This is a genomic window from Streptomyces sp. NRRL F-5126, assembly GCF_000721265.1.
Classification (GTDB): Bacteria; Actinomycetota; Actinomycetes; order Streptomycetales; family Streptomycetaceae; genus Streptomyces.
On record NZ_JOFZ01000002.1, the window covers coordinates 275,619 to 291,097 of the forward strand.

Annotated in this window: 13 protein-coding genes; all 13 read left to right on the forward strand. The window is 72.8% G+C overall.

Going from position 1 to position 15,479, the window contains the following annotated elements; genetic code table 11:
• The first annotated feature begins 76 nt into the window (after positions 1-76).
• The 13 genes from IH48_RS0105460 (at position 77) to IH48_RS0105520 (ending at position 15,431) form a co-directional block, all read left to right on the forward strand.
• The gene (locus IH48_RS0105460; protein ID WP_030899817.1) at positions 77-565 is read left to right on the forward strand and encodes a flavin reductase family protein; all 489 of its coding nucleotides are present in this window, start codon (positions 77-79) and stop codon (positions 563-565) included.
• Between the two features lie 79 nt (positions 566-644).
• Positions 645-1,712: an ABC transporter substrate-binding protein gene (locus IH48_RS0105465; RefSeq protein WP_051839214.1), complete on the forward strand. Its 1,068-nt coding sequence runs from the start codon at positions 645-647 to the stop codon at positions 1,710-1,712.
• Between the two features lies 1 nt (position 1,713).
• Complete coding sequence (locus IH48_RS0105470; RefSeq protein ID WP_234434142.1) at positions 1,714-2,751, forward strand: ABC transporter permease; 1,038 nt, start codon at positions 1,714-1,716, stop codon at positions 2,749-2,751.
• Complete coding sequence (locus tag IH48_RS0105475) at positions 2,727-3,545, forward strand: ABC transporter ATP-binding protein (protein ID WP_030899824.1); 819 nt, start codon at positions 2,727-2,729, stop codon at positions 3,543-3,545. Before IH48_RS0105470 ends, IH48_RS0105475 begins: the two co-directional genes overlap by 25 nt.
• Positions 3,545-4,933, forward strand: coding sequence for an LLM class flavin-dependent oxidoreductase (locus tag IH48_RS0105480; protein WP_051839219.1), 1,389 nt, complete (start codon positions 3,545-3,547; stop codon positions 4,931-4,933). Before IH48_RS0105475 ends, IH48_RS0105480 begins: the two co-directional genes overlap by 1 nt.
• Before the next feature lie 166 nt (positions 4,934-5,099).
• Complete coding sequence (locus tag IH48_RS0105485; protein WP_051839220.1) at positions 5,100-5,531, forward strand: response regulator; 432 nt, start codon at positions 5,100-5,102, stop codon at positions 5,529-5,531.
• Between the two features lie 94 nt (positions 5,532-5,625).
• Positions 5,626-6,636, forward strand: a complete 1,011-nt coding sequence (gene nrtL, locus IH48_RS0105490; RefSeq protein ID WP_030899834.1) for an ArgS-related anticodon-binding protein NrtL — start codon at positions 5,626-5,628, stop codon at positions 6,634-6,636.
• Positions 6,637-6,650: 14 nt separating this feature from the next.
• The gene (gene lysA, locus IH48_RS0105495; protein ID WP_030899837.1) at positions 6,651-8,024 is read left to right on the forward strand and encodes a diaminopimelate decarboxylase; all 1,374 of its coding nucleotides are present in this window, start codon (positions 6,651-6,653) and stop codon (positions 8,022-8,024) included.
• Positions 8,025-8,135: 111 nt separating this feature from the next.
• Positions 8,136-9,428 carry a homoserine dehydrogenase gene (locus IH48_RS0105500; protein WP_030899840.1) on the forward strand — a complete coding sequence of 431 codons (1,293 nt, stop codon included), beginning with the start codon at positions 8,136-8,138 and terminating at the stop codon, positions 9,426-9,428.
• Between the two features lie 6 nt (positions 9,429-9,434).
• Positions 9,435-10,526 carry a threonine synthase gene (gene thrC, locus IH48_RS0105505; protein ID WP_051839222.1) on the forward strand — a complete coding sequence of 364 codons (1,092 nt, stop codon included), beginning with the start codon at positions 9,435-9,437 and terminating at the stop codon, positions 10,524-10,526.
• 252 nt (positions 10,527-10,778) lie between these two features.
• A complete protein-coding gene (thrB, locus tag IH48_RS0105510) occupies positions 10,779-11,696 on the forward strand; it encodes a homoserine kinase (RefSeq protein WP_030899845.1) in 918 nt (305 codons plus the stop codon).
• 403 nt (positions 11,697-12,099) lie between these two features.
• A complete protein-coding gene (gene rho / locus IH48_RS0105515; protein ID WP_030899848.1) occupies positions 12,100-14,184 on the forward strand; it encodes a transcription termination factor Rho in 2,085 nt (694 codons plus the stop codon).
• 188 nt (positions 14,185-14,372) lie between these two features.
• On the forward strand, positions 14,373-15,431 hold the full coding sequence (locus IH48_RS0105520) for an LCP family protein (RefSeq protein WP_051839224.1): 1,059 nt from the start codon (positions 14,373-14,375) through the stop codon (positions 15,429-15,431).
• Positions 15,432-15,479: the final 48 nt, after the last annotated feature.

Below are 15,479 nucleotides of genomic sequence, written 5' to 3' on the forward strand. Positions count from 1 at the left end.
ATCCATGAGATCTCGGACGCCAGTTGTCCGATCCGCTCGTGGCCTTTCGGCATTCACTTTCCTTCGAGGGAGACCCATGTCCACAACCGTGCCGGGAATAGCCCCTGAATTCTTCAGACGCGTCTTCAGGAACCACCCGGCGGGCGTCGTGGTGATCGCCGCGGACGCCGGCCGAGGTCCCGTGGGGTTCACGGCGACATCGCTGACGTCGCTGTCGCTCGACCCGCCGCTCGTGGTCTTCGGCATCGGCACCGGATCGTCGTCCTGGCCGCACGTCGAACGCGCGCCGAGCGTCGTCATCAACTTCCTTGCCGCCCAACAGCAGGAAGTGGCACGCCGGTTCGCCACCAGAGGCATCGACAGGTTCGGCCCGCCGACCCGGTGGTCGAGGCACCAGTCGGGCGACCCGCTGCTCGACGGCGTCGCCGGATGGCTGCGGGTGGGTGTCGAGCGGGCGGTACCCGCGGGCGACCACAGGATCGTCATCGCGCGCGTCGAGGAGGCGTGGGTGGACGAGGAGAGCAGCCCGCTGGTCTTCCACGACGGCGACTACCGCACGCTGTGAATTCTGTCGTGCGAAGCGGAGAAAACGAATTGATTTCCGGCCCGGAGACACCGCGGGTCATCATGACGGAAAAGGAATCATGCCTGTGCAATCGACCATGAATCGTCGCGCCTTCGAGCGCCGCTCCTTCCTGTCCCTCGTGGGCGGGGCCGGACTCGCGCTGGCCGGGTGCGCCGGCGCGAACCGTACGGTCAGTGCCGCGTCGCCCGCCACGGCGCTCCCCTCGGGGGCGCCACCGCCGGGCACGAGACTCGCCATCGCGAGCCGCCCGACACAGCTGCAACTCGCCGGGTCAGGGCTCGGGCACCGGCTGACGTTCACGGTGGCGCAGTGGCCGAACCTCGGGGCGGGCCCCGACATCATCCAGGGGTTCCGCGCCCACTCGATCGACCTCGCCGACAACGCGGGCATCCCGCCCCTCCAGGCGGCCGCCATCGGCGTCGCCAACCGGATCGTCGCTGTCCAGGTGAGGAACCGCCCGCTGTACCGGTTCGCCACGGCGCCGGGCTCGCGCATCGCGAGCGCCGGTGACTTCGCCGGCAAGCGGATCGCCTTCTCCCAGGGCCAGGCGCAGGGGGTGGTCGTGCTGCGCGCCCTCAAGGAGCGGGGCATGTCGGTGAAGGACGTGACGCTCGTGGCGCTGCCGAGCACGCAGTTCCTCACCGCGCTGCAGTCCCGGCAGGTGGATGTGGCACCGCTGGGCGAGCCCACGCTGACGAAGTACCTGGACCAGTACGCGAAGGACGGCGCACGCGCCGTACGCACCGACGTGCTCGACCTGCTCAACGTGTTGTGGGCGCCCACGGACGTCCTGGCGGACCCCGCGAAGGCGGCAGCCGTCCGCGACTTCGTGCCCCTGTGGGCGAAGGGCGCGGTGTGGGCCTGGGAGCACGAACAGGCCTGGATCGACGCGTACTACGTCAAGGACCAGGGCGTCACCGCCGCCGACGGCAAGCGCATCGTCTCCTCGCTCGGCAAGCCGGTGTTCCCGGTGAGCTGGACGAAGGCGGTGGCGTGGGAGGAGGAGACGTCCGCGCTGCTGACGGCGGGCGGCTTCATCCCCAAGACGGACGCGGGAGCCCTCTTCGACCACCGCTTCGAGCACCTCGCGGCGGCGGCCGTCCCGGCGACGTACAGGGAGGCATGAGATGGCGGACACCCCCACCCACGTCCACGAGGCCCCCGACGTCGACACGGATCACCGCACCGGCCCCACCGGTCCCCCCGGCGCCGCGCCCGCCGGGCCCTTGAGCGCCGCGGCCTCTCCCCGGGCCGCGGCACCTGCCCGCCCCGCCCCGGGCCGTGGGATCGGGCGCGGCGGCGCGCCGGGGCGTGGCGCCCTGCTCGCCGCCCGGGTGCGGCGAACCGCGGCGGGGGCGGCCGGGCACGGCGCACCCGCCTCCCGCACGCGGCGGCGCCTCGCGCCAGGGAAGGGCCTTCCGTTCGGGCGGCTCATCGGGCCCGTGCTCGTCGTCGCCGTCTGGTGGGCCGCATCCGCGCTCGGGCAGCTCGACCCGCGCATCCTCTCCGGGCCCGGCGACGTCCTGTCCACCGCCGGCGACCTGATCGCCCAGGGGCGGCTGCAGAGCAACGTCCTCGTATCGCTGGAGCGCGCCGGACTCGGCCTGCTGTTCGGCGTCGGCGCCGGCGTGCTGCTCGCCCTCGTCGCGGGGCTCAGCCGCACCGGCGAGTACCTCGTGGACGGGCCGCTGCAGATCAAGCGGGCCATCCCGTCACTCGCGCTGCTGCCGCTGATGATCCTCTGGCTCGGCATCGGCGAGTCGATGAAGGTCGTCGTCGTCGCGCTGGGCGTCGCGGTCTCCGTCTACGTCAACGTCCACACGTCCCTCACCTCGATCGACGGCCGCTACGTCGAACTCGCCCGCGTGCTGCGGCTGACCAGGTGGCAGTTCGTCAGGAAAGTCGTCGTGCCCGGCGCGCTGCCCGGGTTCTTCGTAGGACTGCGGCTCGGCGTCACCTCGTCCTGGCTCGGCCTCGTCGTGGTCGAGCAGATCAACGCCACCAGCGGGATCGGCTACATGATGTTCCAGGCCCAGCAGTACGCCCAGTCCGACGTGATCATCGTCGGCCTCGTCGTGTACGGCGTCTTCGGGTACGTCACCGACGCCGCCGTGCGCGCCGCCGAGAGGAGGGCGCTGTCATGGCGACGCACCCTGGCCGGCTGACCGCCCCCGAACGGCCCGAACGGCCCGCGCCGGACGCCCCCGCCTCCTACGCCCTGCGCGCCGAGCAGGTGGTGCGCCGCTACGGGGACCGTGTCGTGCTGCACGGCATCGACCTGGCGCTGGAGCCCGGCGAGTTCGTCGCGCTCCTCGGCCGCAGCGGCTCGGGCAAGTCCACGTTCCTGCGCGCGGTCGCCGGCCTCGACGACGGCGTCGCCGGCTCGGGCCTGTTGGACGTGACCGAGCGGGTCTCACTCTCCTTCCAGGACTCACGCCTGCTGCCGTGGGCGCGGGTCGCCGACAACGTGGCACTCGGGCTCACCGGGCCCGGCCCCCGCGCGCGGTCGGTGACGGCCCTCGCGGAGGTCGGCCTCGCGGGACGCGAACGCGCCTGGCCGCACGAGCTGTCCGGCGGCGAGCAGCAGCGCGCCGCCCTCGCGAGGGCCCTCGTACGTGAACCCGAACTGCTTCTGGCCGACGAGCCCTTCGGCGCACTCGACGCGCTCACCAGGATCAAGATGCACGCGCTGCTGCGCGAGCTGTACGAGCGGCACAGGCCCGCGGTCCTGCTCGTCACCCACGACGTGGACGAGGCCGTCGAGCTCGCCGACCGCGTCCTCGTGCTGGACGAGGGCCGGATCGCGGTGGACCTCGCCGTCGAGCTGCCCGCCCCGCGCACCCGCCGGGACCCGCGCTTCCAGAACCTCCGCGACACCCTCCTCGCCGCCCTCGGCGTCGCCGGCCGGGCGACCGCGACCGACGGCCCCGACCTGACGAAGACGAAGGAGCCCCGCTGATGCCCGAGGCCGACCGACCCCGCCTCCATCTCAACGCGTTCCTCATGTCCACCGGGCACCACGAGGCGTCGTGGCGCCTGCCCGAGTCCGACCCGTACGCGAGCACGGACATCGAGCACTACAAGAACCTCGCCCGCATCGCCGAACGCGGCTGCCTCGACTCGGTCTTCCTCGCCGACAGCCCCGTCCTGGCGGGCGACCCAGGGCGCCGCCCCGCGGGCAAGCTCGAACCCACGGTGCTGCTCACCGCGCTCGCGGGCGCCACCCGCCGTATCGGCCTGATCGCCACCGCCTCGTCGAGCTACAACGAGCCCTACAACCTCGCCCGCCGCTTCGCCTCGCTCGACCACGTCTCCGGTGGCCGCGCCGGCTGGAACATCGTCACGACGGCCGGCGGCGACGCCGCACGCAACTTCGGCCTCGACGACTCCCCGCCGCACCGCGAGCGCTACGAGCGCGCCGCCGACTTCGTCGACGTCTCGAAGAAGCTCTGGGACAGCTGGGCCGACGACGCGATCGTCGCCGACAAGGAGCGCGGCGTGCACGCGGACCCCGCGCGCGTGCGGAGCATCGACCACGCGGGCCCCTACTACCGCGTCGAGGGCGCGCTCAACGTCCCACGCCCGCCGCAGGGCCACCCGCTCCTCGTCCAGGCCGGGTCGAGCGAGGACGGCAGGGACTTCGCGGCCCGGTACGCGGAGGCCGTCTTCACCGCGCAGCAGTCGCTCGACGAGGCGATCGCCTTTTACCAGGACGTCAAGCGCCGTGCCCTCGCGTTCGGCCGCGACCCCCAGGCCGTCAAGATCCTGCCGGGCATCGTCCCCGTCATCGGCGACACCGAGGCCGAGGCGCTGGAACTCGACGCCGAGCTCGACCGGCTGATCGTCCCCGAATACGCCAAGCAGCAGCTCGCCAGGACCCTCGGGCTCGACCCCGCCGCGCTCGACCTGGACGGGGAACTGCCGGACGGGCTGCCGGAAGAGGACGAGATCGAGGGCGCCAAGAGCCGCTACACGCTGATCGTCGGCCTCGCGCGGCGCGAGCGGCTCACCGTCAGGCAGCTCATCGGCAGGCTCGGCGGCGGACGCGGCCACCGCACCTTCGCCGGGACGCCCGTCCAGATCGCGGACACCATCGAGGACTGGTTCGCGTGCGGCGCGGCCGACGGCTTCAACATCATGCCCGCCGTGCTGCCCTCAGGCCTCGGGGCGTTCGTGGACCGCGTCGTCCCGATCCTCCAGGAGCGCGGCCTGTTCCGCACCGAGTACGAGGGCACGACGCTGCGGGACCACTACGGCCTCGCGCGCCCCGCCAACCGGTTCTTCGACGGGGAGCGGGGCCGCACGCCCGCCGGCGCGGCCGGCCGGACGGAACCCGGCGCCCGCTGAGCCGGTCGCGCGGCGGTACGGGACGGCGGCCGGTCCCGTACCGCCGCGCACGGCCCGGTGGCGCCGCGAGCGGAACCGCCCCGGGAGCGAGCCCGCGGAACCGGCCCCGGAACCGGAAACCGGCAAAAACCAGACGCGGTGCGCGGGCCCGTCCTACCCTCTAGTTGTGTCAGGCGAGTTCGGAAGGGTGCTCGTTGTCGACGACAACCGAGTCATCCGGCAGCTGATCAGGGTCAACCTCGAACTGGAGGGTTTTGAGGTGATGACCGCCGCCGACGGCGTCGAATGCCTGGAGGTCGTGCACCGGGCCGCCCCGGACGTCGTCACGCTCGACGTCGTCATGCCACGCCTCGACGGGCTGCGGACGGCGGCCGTCCTGCGCGCCGACCCGCGCACCAGCCACCTGCCGCTCGCGCTCATCAGCGCCGGCACCCAGCACGAAGCGGAATCCGCGCGCGGCGCGTCCGTCGACGCCTTCCTGGCGAAACCCTTCGAGCCGGCCCAGCTGGTCCGCCTCGTGCGGCGGCTCGCGGGTGCGGGGGAGCACGTGCGCCCTGTCTGCCAGGGTGCGGCACCCGCCCCGCGCGCCCGCCGGTGAGACACGGCACCCGCCCCGCGTTCCCGCTGGTGCGAAACCCGCGGATGGGAAACCGGCTGGCGGGACCCACCGGGTCCTCCCATACGCTTGTCCCGTGACCCCCGCCGAGCTCTCCCTCACCGTCCGGCACGCCGTGTGCCGCGCGGTGCGCGACGGCGAGCTCAGCGTGACGGTCCCCGACCGCGTCCGCGTCGAGCGCCCGCGCCCCGGCGGATGCGGCGACTGGACGACGAACGCGGCCCTGCGCCTCGCCGCCGAGGCACGGCGCGCCCCGCGCGAGGTCGCCGAGGTGCTCGGCCGGCGGATCGCCGGCGCGCACGGCATCGCCCGCGTGGACATCACGGGCCCCGGCTTCCTGAACGTCACGCTCGCCGCCCCGGCCGGCGAGCACGTGCTCGCACGCATACGCGCCGACGGCGCGCGCTACGGGCACGGAAGCGACCTGGCCGGCCGCCGCTATATGTTCGCCCCGGCCACCGAAGCGCGCGCCGCGACGTGGACGGCCGCCGTCGTCCGCCTGCTGCGCGCCCAGGGCGCCGACGCCGGCGTCGCGCCAGGCGGCACCGAGACCGTGCGGGTCGTCCCGGACCCCGCGTGCGGCCGCGCCGCGCTCGGCCGCGACGCCGAGCGGTGGGCCCAGTTGCGCCCCGCGGCGCACGACCGCCCGCGGCCGGGACCCCACCTGCTCGTCCAGCGCGAGACCAACCCGCTGTTCACCGTCCGCTACGCGCACGCCCGCACCCGGGCCGCGCTGCGCGGCGGGCGCGCCCTCGGCCTCACCCCGGCCACCGGCACGGAGGCGCGGGCGGCGACCCCGGAAGGGCCTGGCGGCGACGCGGCCCGTACGCTGCTCGACGTTCTCGCGGACCACCCCCGCGTGCTCGCGGCCTCCGGCCACCACCGCGCGCCCGACCGGCTCGCGCGCCATCTCGAAACGACGGCGGACACCGTTCTGCGCTGCCTCGCGGACTGCCCACCACTGCCCGTCGGTGACGAGAAACCCTCGGCCGCCCACCGCGCCCGGCTCGCCCTCGCCGAAGCCGCCGGGACGGTGCTGGCCGGCGGCCTGTCCCTGCTCGGCATCGACGCACCCGAACACCTCTGAGAGAGCCACCAGCCATGACCCCTCCCGCTCAGCACGCAGGCACCCAGCCGTCCGACGCCGCCGCCGCACCCGGGGACCTCAACGCCCTCGACGACAAGGTCTGGTCGCGCGGCGTCCGCAGGGCCGACGACGGCGTCGTCACCGCGGCGGACATCCCCGTCACCCGCATCGCCGAGGAGTTCGGCACGCCCGCATACGTCATGGACGAGGCCGACTTCCGCGCGCGCTGCCGCGCCTGGAAGGACGCGTTCGGCCCCGGCGCCGACGTCTACTACGCCGGCAAGGCGTTCCTCTCCCGCGCCCTGGTGCGCTGGCTCACCGAGGAGGGGCTGCACCTGGACGTGTGCTCCGCCGGCGAGCTCGCGACCGCCCTGTCAGGGGGCATGCCGCCCGAGCGCATCGGCTACCACGGCAACAACAAGACGCCCGAAGAGATCGACCGCGCCGTCCGCGCCGGGGTCGGCCGGATCGTCGTGGACTCCTTCCAGGAGATCGCCCGCGTCGCGCACGCCGCACTCCGCCGGGGCGTGCGGCAGAAGGTGCAGATCAGGGTCACCGTCGGGGTGGAGGCGCACACCCACGAGTTCATCGCCACCGCCCACGAGGACCAGAAGTTCGGGTTCTCGCTGGCCGGCGGGCAGGCCGCCGAGGCGGCGCGGCGGATCCTCGGCCTCGACAGCCTCGAACTCACCGGGGTCCACTCCCACATCGGCTCGCAGATCTTCGACATGGCCGGCTTCGAGGTGTCCGCGCGCCGCGTGGTCGAACTGCTCGCCGGCATCCGCGACGAGCACGGCGTCGAGCTGCCCGAGATCGACCTCGGCGGCGGCCTCGGCATCGCCTACACCCCGGCCGACGACCCCCGCGAGCCGCAGGAGGTCGCCAAGCGCCTGGCGGAGATCGTCACCCACGAGTGCGAGAACTCGGCGCTCGCCACCCCGCGCATCTCGGTCGAGCCCGGCCGCGCCATCGTCGGGCCCACCGCGTTCACGCTCTACGAGGTGGGCACCGTCAAGCCGCTCGAAGGCCTGCGCACGTACGTCAGCGTCGACGGCGGCATGTCCGACAACATCCGCACCGCGCTGTACGACGCCGAGTACAGTGTCTCCCTCGTCTCGCGCCGCTCCGACGCCGAGCCGATGCTCGTACGGGTCGTCGGCAAGCACTGCGAGAGCGGCGACATCGTCGTGCGCGACGCCTACCTGCCCGGTGACCTCGCCGCGGGCGACCTGATCGCCGTACCGGCCACCGGCGCGTACTGCCGCTCGCTCGCCAGCAACTACAACCACGCGCTCAAGCCGCCGGTGCTCGCCGTGCGCGACGGCGAGGCGCGGGTCATCGTCCGGCGCGAGACGGAAGAAGATCTTTTCCGTCTCGACGTCGGTTGACGAGACAAACATCTCGGATTCTGGACGGCGGCCGGAAACTTCCGTCCGGTGCGTGAGACTGGTGGACATCCCCGCCCCTGACCGCGGGGCACGACGAAAGGCGTAGGTCGGATGATGCGTACGCGTCCGCTGAAGGTGGCGCTGCTTGGCTGCGGCGTGGTCGGCACAGAGGTGGCCCGCATCATGACGACGCACGCGGACGACCTCGCCGCCAGGATCGGCGCTCCGCTCGAACTCGCCGGCATCGCCGTGCGCCGCTCCGGCAAGGTGCGCGACGGCATCGACCCCGCCCTCGTCACGACCGACGCGACGGCCCTGGTCAAGCGCGGCGACATCGACGTGGTGGTCGAGGTCATCGGCGGCATCGAGCCCGCGAGGACGCTCATCACCACCGCTTTCGAGCACGGCGCGTCCGTCGTGTCCGCCAACAAGGCGCTGCTCGCCGAGGACGGCACCACGCTGTACGACGCGGCCGGGCGCGGCGGCCGCGACCTCTACTTCGAGGCCGCAGTCGCGGGCGCCATCCCGCTGGTGCGCCCGCTGCGCGAGTCCCTCGCGGGCGACCGCGTCGACCGGGTGCTCGGCATCGTCAACGGCACCACCAACTTCATCCTCGACCGGATGGACACCGCGGGCTCCGGCTACTCCGAGGCGCTCGACGAGGCCACCGCGCTCGGCTACGCGGAGGCCGACCCGACCGCCGACGTGGAGGGGTTCGACGCGGCCGCCAAGGCGGCGATCCTCGCCGGGATCGCCTTCCACACCCGCGTCCGCCTCGACGACGTCCACCGCGAGGGCATCACCGAGGTCACCTCGGCCGACCTCGCCTCCGCGAAACGCATGGGCTGCACCGTCAAACTCCTCGCCATCTGCGAGCGCGCCGCCGACGGCAGGTCCGTCACCGCGCGCGTCCACCCGGCGATGATCCCGCTCAGCCACCCGCTCGCCTCCGTGCGCGAGGCCTACAACGCCGTCTTCGTCGAGGCCGAGGCCGCCGGGCAGCTGATGTTCTACGGCCCGGGCGCGGGCGGCCCGCCCACCGCGTCCGCCGTGCTCGGCGACGTCGTCGCCGTGTGCCGCAACCGGCTCGCCGGGGCGACTGGCCCCGGCGAGTCCGCGTACACGAGGCTCCCGGTGAGCCCCATGGGCGACGTGGTCACCCGGTACCACATCAGCCTCGACGTCGCCGACAAACCGGGCGTGCTCGCCCAGGTCGCCACGGTCTTCGCCGAGCACGGCGTTTCCATCGATACCGTCCGCCAGAAGGGCAAGGACGGCGAGGCATCCCTCGTCGTGGTCACACACCGCGCGCACGACGCCGCCCTCTCGGGCACCGTCGAAGCGCTGCGCGGACTCGACACCGTGCGCGGTGTCGCCAGCATCATGCGTGTTGAAGGGGAGTAGGGACCCATGACCATCGCAGTCGACCGAGGCCCCGCACAGGGCACCCACCAGTGGCGCGGCGTCATCGAGGAGTACCGCGACCGGCTCCCCGTCGAGGACGGCGCCGAGGTCGTCACCCTCAGGGAGGGCGGCACGCCGCTCGTCCCCGCACAGGTCCTGTCCGAGCTGACCGGCTGCGAGGTGCACCTCAAGGTCGAGGGCGCCAACCCCACCGGCTCCTTCAAGGACCGCGGGATGACCATGGCCATCACCCGCGCCAAGGGCGAGGGCGCGCAGGCCGTCATCTGCGCCTCCACCGGCAACACGTCCGCCTCGGCCGCCGCCTACGCCGTACGGGCCGGCATGGTCTGCGCCGTCCTCGTGCCGCAGGGCAAGATCGCCCTCGGCAAGATGGGCCAGGCGCTCGTGCACGGCGCGCGCATCCTCCAGGTCGACGGCAACTTCGACGACTGCCTCACGCTGGCGCGCTCGCTCGCCGACAACTACCCCGTATCCCTGGTCAATTCGGTCAACCCGGCCAGGATCGAGGGGCAGAAGACGGCGGCCTTCGAGATCGTCGACGCGCTCGGCGACGCCCCCGACCTGCACGTCCTGCCCGTGGGGAACGCCGGCAACATCACCGCGTACTGGAAGGGGTACAAGGAGTACGCCGCGGACGGCCCCGCAGCCCGCACCCCGCGCATGTGGGGCTTCCAGGCGTCCGGGTCCGCGCCGATCGTGCGCGGCGAGGTCGTCAAGGAGCCGCACACCGTGGCCACCGCCATCCGCATCGGCAACCCGGCGTCCTGGCAGTTCGCGCTGGACGCGCGCGACGAGTCGGGCGGCGCCATCGACGAGGTGACCGACCGCCAGATCCTGCGCGCATACCGGCTGCTGGCGGCCCAGGAGGGCGTCTTCGTCGAGCCCGCCTCCGCCGCGTCCGTCGCCGGCCTGCTGAAGGCGACCGAGGAGGGACGGGTCGATCGGGGGCAGCGGATCGTCTGTACCGTCACGGGCAACGGCCTCAAGGACCCCGACTGGGCCGTCCAGGGGGCGCCGCAGCCCGTCACCGTACCCGTCGACGCCGCAGCCGCAGCGGACCAACTCGGCCTGGCCTGAGGGCCGCCGCCGCGGCGCGGGCGCACGGTGCCGCCTGCGACACGCACCGTGCGCCTCCTGTGCGCCCTGTGTCGCGGCGCATCCTTCCTTGGGTAGGGTGGGAGGACCCACCCCGCCGCACACGCCGCGGTGTTGCCGCGCGCGCGGCGGCCGTTTTGAGCGGGTGTGCTTCCGCGCGCCACACGCGGAAGCACGAAGCCGATCCCCGCAGGTACAACCGATCCCGCAGGTACAAGGAGAGTCGTCCAACCGATGGCCGGTCCCGCCTTCCGCGCCGCCGCCGTACGGGTGCGCACCCCCGCCACCAGCGCCAACCTCGGCCCGGGCTTCGATGCCTTCGGCCTCTCGCTGGGGCTCTACGACGACGTCGTCGTGCGCGTCGCCGACACGGGACTGCACATCGACATCGCGGGGGAGGGCGCCTCGTCATTGCCGCGCGATGAGAGCCACCTGCTGGTGAGCGCGCTGCGCACCGCGTTCGACCTGCTGGGCGGGCAGCCCAGGGGACTTGAGGTCGTCTGCGCCAACCGCATCCCGCACGGGCGGGGCCTCGGCTCGTCCTCCGCCGCCATCTGCGCGGGCATCGTCGCGGCCCGCGCGGTGACGATAGGCGGCGACGCCAGGCTCGACGACACGGCCCTGCTCGAACTCGCCACCGAGATCGAGGGCCACCCGGACAACGTCGCGGCCTGCCTGCTCGGCGGGTTCACACTCGCCTGGACGGAGAACGGGGCCGCGCGCGCCATCCGGATGGACCCGGCGCCGTCCGTCGTCCCCGTGGTGTTCGTGCCCGACGCGCCGGTGCTCACCCGGACCGCGCGCGGCCTGCTGCCGCGCACGGTCCCCCATGTGGACGCGGCGGCCAACGCGGGCCGTGCGGCGCTGCTGGTCGAGGCGCTGACGCGCCGTCCGCAGCTGCTGCTGCCCGCCACGGAGGACCGCATCCACCAGGAGTACAGGCAGCCCGCGATGGAGCAGAGCCTGGTACTCGTCGACAGGCTGCGCGGGGACGGCGTCCCCGCGATGATCTCCGGCGCGGGGCCCACGGTCATCGCGCTGGTCGAGGACGATGCGGCCGACAAGGTCGCACGGCTGGCGGGCGAGGGGTGGGCCGCGAACCGGCTCTCCCTCGACGCGGCGGGCGCGAGCGTCCTGCCGCTCGGGTCCTAGCAGGCCCGGTATTGCGGGATCGCGATTGCCGGTGAGTGAGAGGGGGAATGTTTGTTGGTGCCGGTAGTGTTAACCTCAATACAGCACCCGGAGCCGGTTACGGCTCGGTGCTTTGCGTCCCCAGTCGGGACCACCCGTTCATCCGGGAGCCTCCTCAACTGCCTGAGCAGCCTGCCTGAGCAGTTTTGAGCACGCACCGGAGCCGGCACGACCTTCCGCGCTCATCCCCGCAGTGGGGCGAGCAGGGAGCCTCGGGCCGGGACCCATGGCACGCACGCAAGTTTCTCCGCCGTACCCGGCGGGACCACCGTCCCGACACGGTCAACAAGCCAGGACCGTTGTCGGACAGCACAACCGGTCGCCGAGCCAGAAGGCCGACGTCCGCTCCAGGGAAGGACCCTTCGTGAGCGACACCACCGATCTGATGGGCGTGTCTGCCGACGACAACGTCGACACGACCGCGCCCGCCGCAGGTGCTGCCTCTGGCACCACCGCACGGCGCCGCCGCTCCGGCACCGGCCTCGACGGCATGGTCCTGGCCGAGTTGCAGCAGGTCGCGTCCGGCCTCGGGATCAGGGGCACCGCGCGGATGCGCAAGAGCCAGCTGATCGAGGTCATCAAGGAGGCGCAGGCCGGCGGCGGAGCTCCGGCGGCCAAGGCCGCGGACGCGGGCGCCGAGACGAAGCCGAAGCGCCGCGCCACGTCCCGTACCCGTACGGGCGAGTCCGACGGCGCCGCGGCGGCCGACGCGGCGCAGCAGCAGATCGACATCCCCGGCCAGCCGGCGAGCGACGAGCAGCCCGCGGGCGGCGAGCGCCGCAGGCGCAGGGCCACGGCCCCGGCGGGCGCCCCCGAGCAGGGCCAGGACGGCAAGGCGGAGCCGCAGGGCGACGCCAAGGCCGAGGCCGCCGTGCAGGCGCCCGAGCAGGACGGCAAGCAGCAGGGCCGCGGCGAGCGCCACGAGCGCGGACAGGGCGGCCAGCAGGACCGGCAGGCCGGCGGCGACGGTCGCCAGGACCGCCAGGGCGGCCAGGACCGGCAGGGCCGCGGCGAGCGCCAGGAGCGCGGCCAGGGCGGCCGTGACGGCCAGCAGGACAACCGCCAGGGCGGCGACGGCCGGCAGGACCGCGGCGACCGCAGGGACGGCCGCCAGGGCCGCAGGGGCAAGGGTGGCGACGACCAGGGCGGCGGCGGCCAGCAGGGCCGCAGGGACCGCCAGGGCGGCGGTCAGGACGACTTCGACGAGGACGGCGGCGGCCGCCGCGGCAGGCGCGGGCGCTACCGCGACCGCCGCGGGCGCAGGGGCCGCGACGACTTCGCGAGCGAGCCGCAGGTCGCCGAGGACGACGTCCTGATCCCCGTCGCGGGCATCCTCGACATCCTCGACAACTACGCGTTCATCAGGACCTCCGGCTACCTGCCCGGCCCCAACGACGTGTACGTCTCGCTGGCGCAGGTCCGCAAGAACGGCCTGCGCAAGGGCGACCACGTCACCGGCGCCGTGCGGCAGCCGAAGGAGGGCGAGCGCCGCGAGAAGTTCAACGCGCTGGTCCGCCTCGACTCCGTCAACGGCATGGCGCCCGAGTCGGGCCGCGGCCGCTCCGAGTTCCAGAAGCTGACGCCGCTGTACCCGCAGGACAGGCTCCGCCTGGAGAGCGACCCCGGCGTGCTGACGACGCGGATCATCGACCTCGTCGCCCCGATCGGCAAGGGCCAGCGAGGCCTGATCGTCGCCCCGCCGAAGACCGGCAAGACGATGATCCTTCAGGCCATCGCCAACGCCATCACGGTGAACAGCCCCGAGTGCCACCTGATGGTCGTCCTCGTGGACGAGCGTCCCGAAGAGGTCACCGACATGCAGCGGTCGGTCAAGGGCGAGGTCATCTCCTCGACCTTCGACCGTCCCGCGGAGGACCACACCACGGTCGCGGAGCTCGCCATCGAGCGCGCCAAGCGCCTCGTGGAGCTCGGCCACGACGTGGTCGTGCTGCTGGACTCCATCACCCGCCTGGGCCGCGCCTACAACCTGGCGGCGCCCGCCTCGGGCCGCATCCTGTCCGGTGGTGTCGACTCGACGGCGCTCTACCCGCCGAAGCGCTTCTTCGGCGCAGCGCGCAACATCGAGGACGGCGGCTCGCTGACGATCCTCGCGACCGCGCTGGTGGAGACGGGCTCCCGGATGGACGAGGTCATCTTCGAGGAGTTCAAGGGCACCGGCAACATGGAGCTCAGGCTCGACCGCAAGCTCTCCGACAAGCGCATCTTCCCGGCGGTGGACGTCGACGCGTCCAGCACCCGCAAGGAGGAGATCCTGCTCAGCTCGGACGAGCTGTCCATCGTCTGGAAGCTCCGCAGGGTGCTGCACGCGCTCGACCAGCAGCAGGCCATCGAGCTGCTGCTGGACAAGATGAAGCAGACGAAGTCGAACGCGGAGTTCCTGCTGCAGATCCAGAAGACCACCCCGATGCCGGGCAACGGCAACGACTGACGGGCAGGTCGCAGAGCACACAAAGGTGCCCCCTCGCGCTTCCGCAGGCGCGAGGGGGCACCTTTGTGCGACCCTTTTGTGAGCTGGATCTCGACAACGGCACAGGAGGACCACGCGGCAACAGGAGGCGTGCCGGGCCCCGGGCCACGGCAGGGGCGGCACGACCGGGCCGACAGCCGAGGGAGACCATGACCGCCGACCGGAGCAGCCGTCGCCGCACGCTCAAGGGCGTCATCTGGACTCTCGTCGTGCTGGTCGCCGTCATCCTGGGCGGTCTCGGGTACCTGTACGCCCGCCTGAACGGCAACCTCAGCGGCATCAACATCAACGCCCAGCTCGGCGACCACCGGCCGCGCAACGTCGACAACGGCTCCGAGGACATCCTCGTACTCGGCTCCGACTCGCGGGCCGGGGCGAACGCCAAGTACGGCAAGGCCTCGGGTGCCCGCTCCGACACGGCGATGGTGGTGCACGTCTACCACGGCCACAAGAAGGCCGCCGTCGTGTCCATACCGCGCGACACCCTCGTCCACCGGCCCGCCTGCAAGGCGAAGAAGGGTGGCACGGCGCCGGCCGAGCCGTCCGCCATGTTCAACAGCGCATACGAGGTCGGCGGGCCCGCGTGCGCCGTCAAGACCGTCGAGCAGATGACGGGCATCCGGATGGACCACTACATCGAGGTCGACTTCACCGGCTTCAAGAAGCTGATCAACCAGCTCGGCGGCGTCAAGGTCACGACGACGAAGGCCATCCACGACAAGGACAGCCACCTCAGCCTGGGCCCAGGCACCCACACCCTCGACGGTGAGCAGGCGCTCGGCCTCGTGCGCACCAGGCACGCGGTCGGCAACGGCAGCGACCTCGGGCGCATCGAGCTCCAGCAGGCGTTCATGAAGGCGCTCATCCGCCAGGTCAGGGGCGTCGGCCTGTTCAGCGACCCGAAGAAGCTCTTCGACCTGGCCGACACCGCGACGAAGTCCATCACCCCCGACTCGCAGCTCGACTCCGTCAACGAGCTGATCGGGTTCGCCGGGGGACTGCAGGACCTGTCCGCCAAGAACGTGACAATGATCACTCTGCCGGTGAAGTACGACCCGGCCGACCCCAACCGCGTGGTGCCGCTACGGCCCGGCGCGGACACCGTGTGGAAGGCGCTGCGCGCCGACCGGCCCATCCCGCACTCGGCCACCAAGGACTCCGCCGGCGACACGGGCGACGCGAACGGCATCGTCAAGAGCGCGCCCTGAGCCCTCCCGCGAAGGCCCGGTCGGAATGCCGGGAACAAGGAGTGCAGG

What these genes read in the sequence shown, in the direction of transcription:
- IH48_RS0105465 (WP_051839214.1), top strand. Translation starts at nt 645, where the DNA reads ATGCCTGTGCAATCGACCATGAATCGTCGCGCCTTCGAGCGCCGCTCC.
- IH48_RS0105520 (WP_051839224.1), top strand. Translation starts at nt 14,373, where the DNA reads ATGACCGCCGACCGGAGCAGCCGTCGCCGCACGCTCAAGGGCGTCATC.
- lysA (WP_030899837.1), top strand. Translation starts at nt 6,651, where the DNA reads ATGACCCCTCCCGCTCAGCACGCAGGCACCCAGCCGTCCGACGCCGCC.
- IH48_RS0105480 (WP_051839219.1), top strand. Translation starts at nt 3,545, where the DNA reads ATGCCCGAGGCCGACCGACCCCGCCTCCATCTCAACGCGTTCCTCATG.
- IH48_RS0105460 (WP_030899817.1), top strand. Translation starts at nt 77, where the DNA reads ATGTCCACAACCGTGCCGGGAATAGCCCCTGAATTCTTCAGACGCGTC.
- thrB (WP_030899845.1), top strand. Translation starts at nt 10,779, where the DNA reads ATGGCCGGTCCCGCCTTCCGCGCCGCCGCCGTACGGGTGCGCACCCCC.
- IH48_RS0105470 (WP_234434142.1), top strand. Translation starts at nt 1,714, where the DNA reads ATGGCGGACACCCCCACCCACGTCCACGAGGCCCCCGACGTCGACACG.
- IH48_RS0105500 (WP_030899840.1), top strand. Translation starts at nt 8,136, where the DNA reads ATGATGCGTACGCGTCCGCTGAAGGTGGCGCTGCTTGGCTGCGGCGTG.
- IH48_RS0105475 (WP_030899824.1), top strand. Translation starts at nt 2,727, where the DNA reads ATGGCGACGCACCCTGGCCGGCTGACCGCCCCCGAACGGCCCGAACGG.
- thrC (WP_051839222.1), top strand. Translation starts at nt 9,435, where the DNA reads ATGACCATCGCAGTCGACCGAGGCCCCGCACAGGGCACCCACCAGTGG.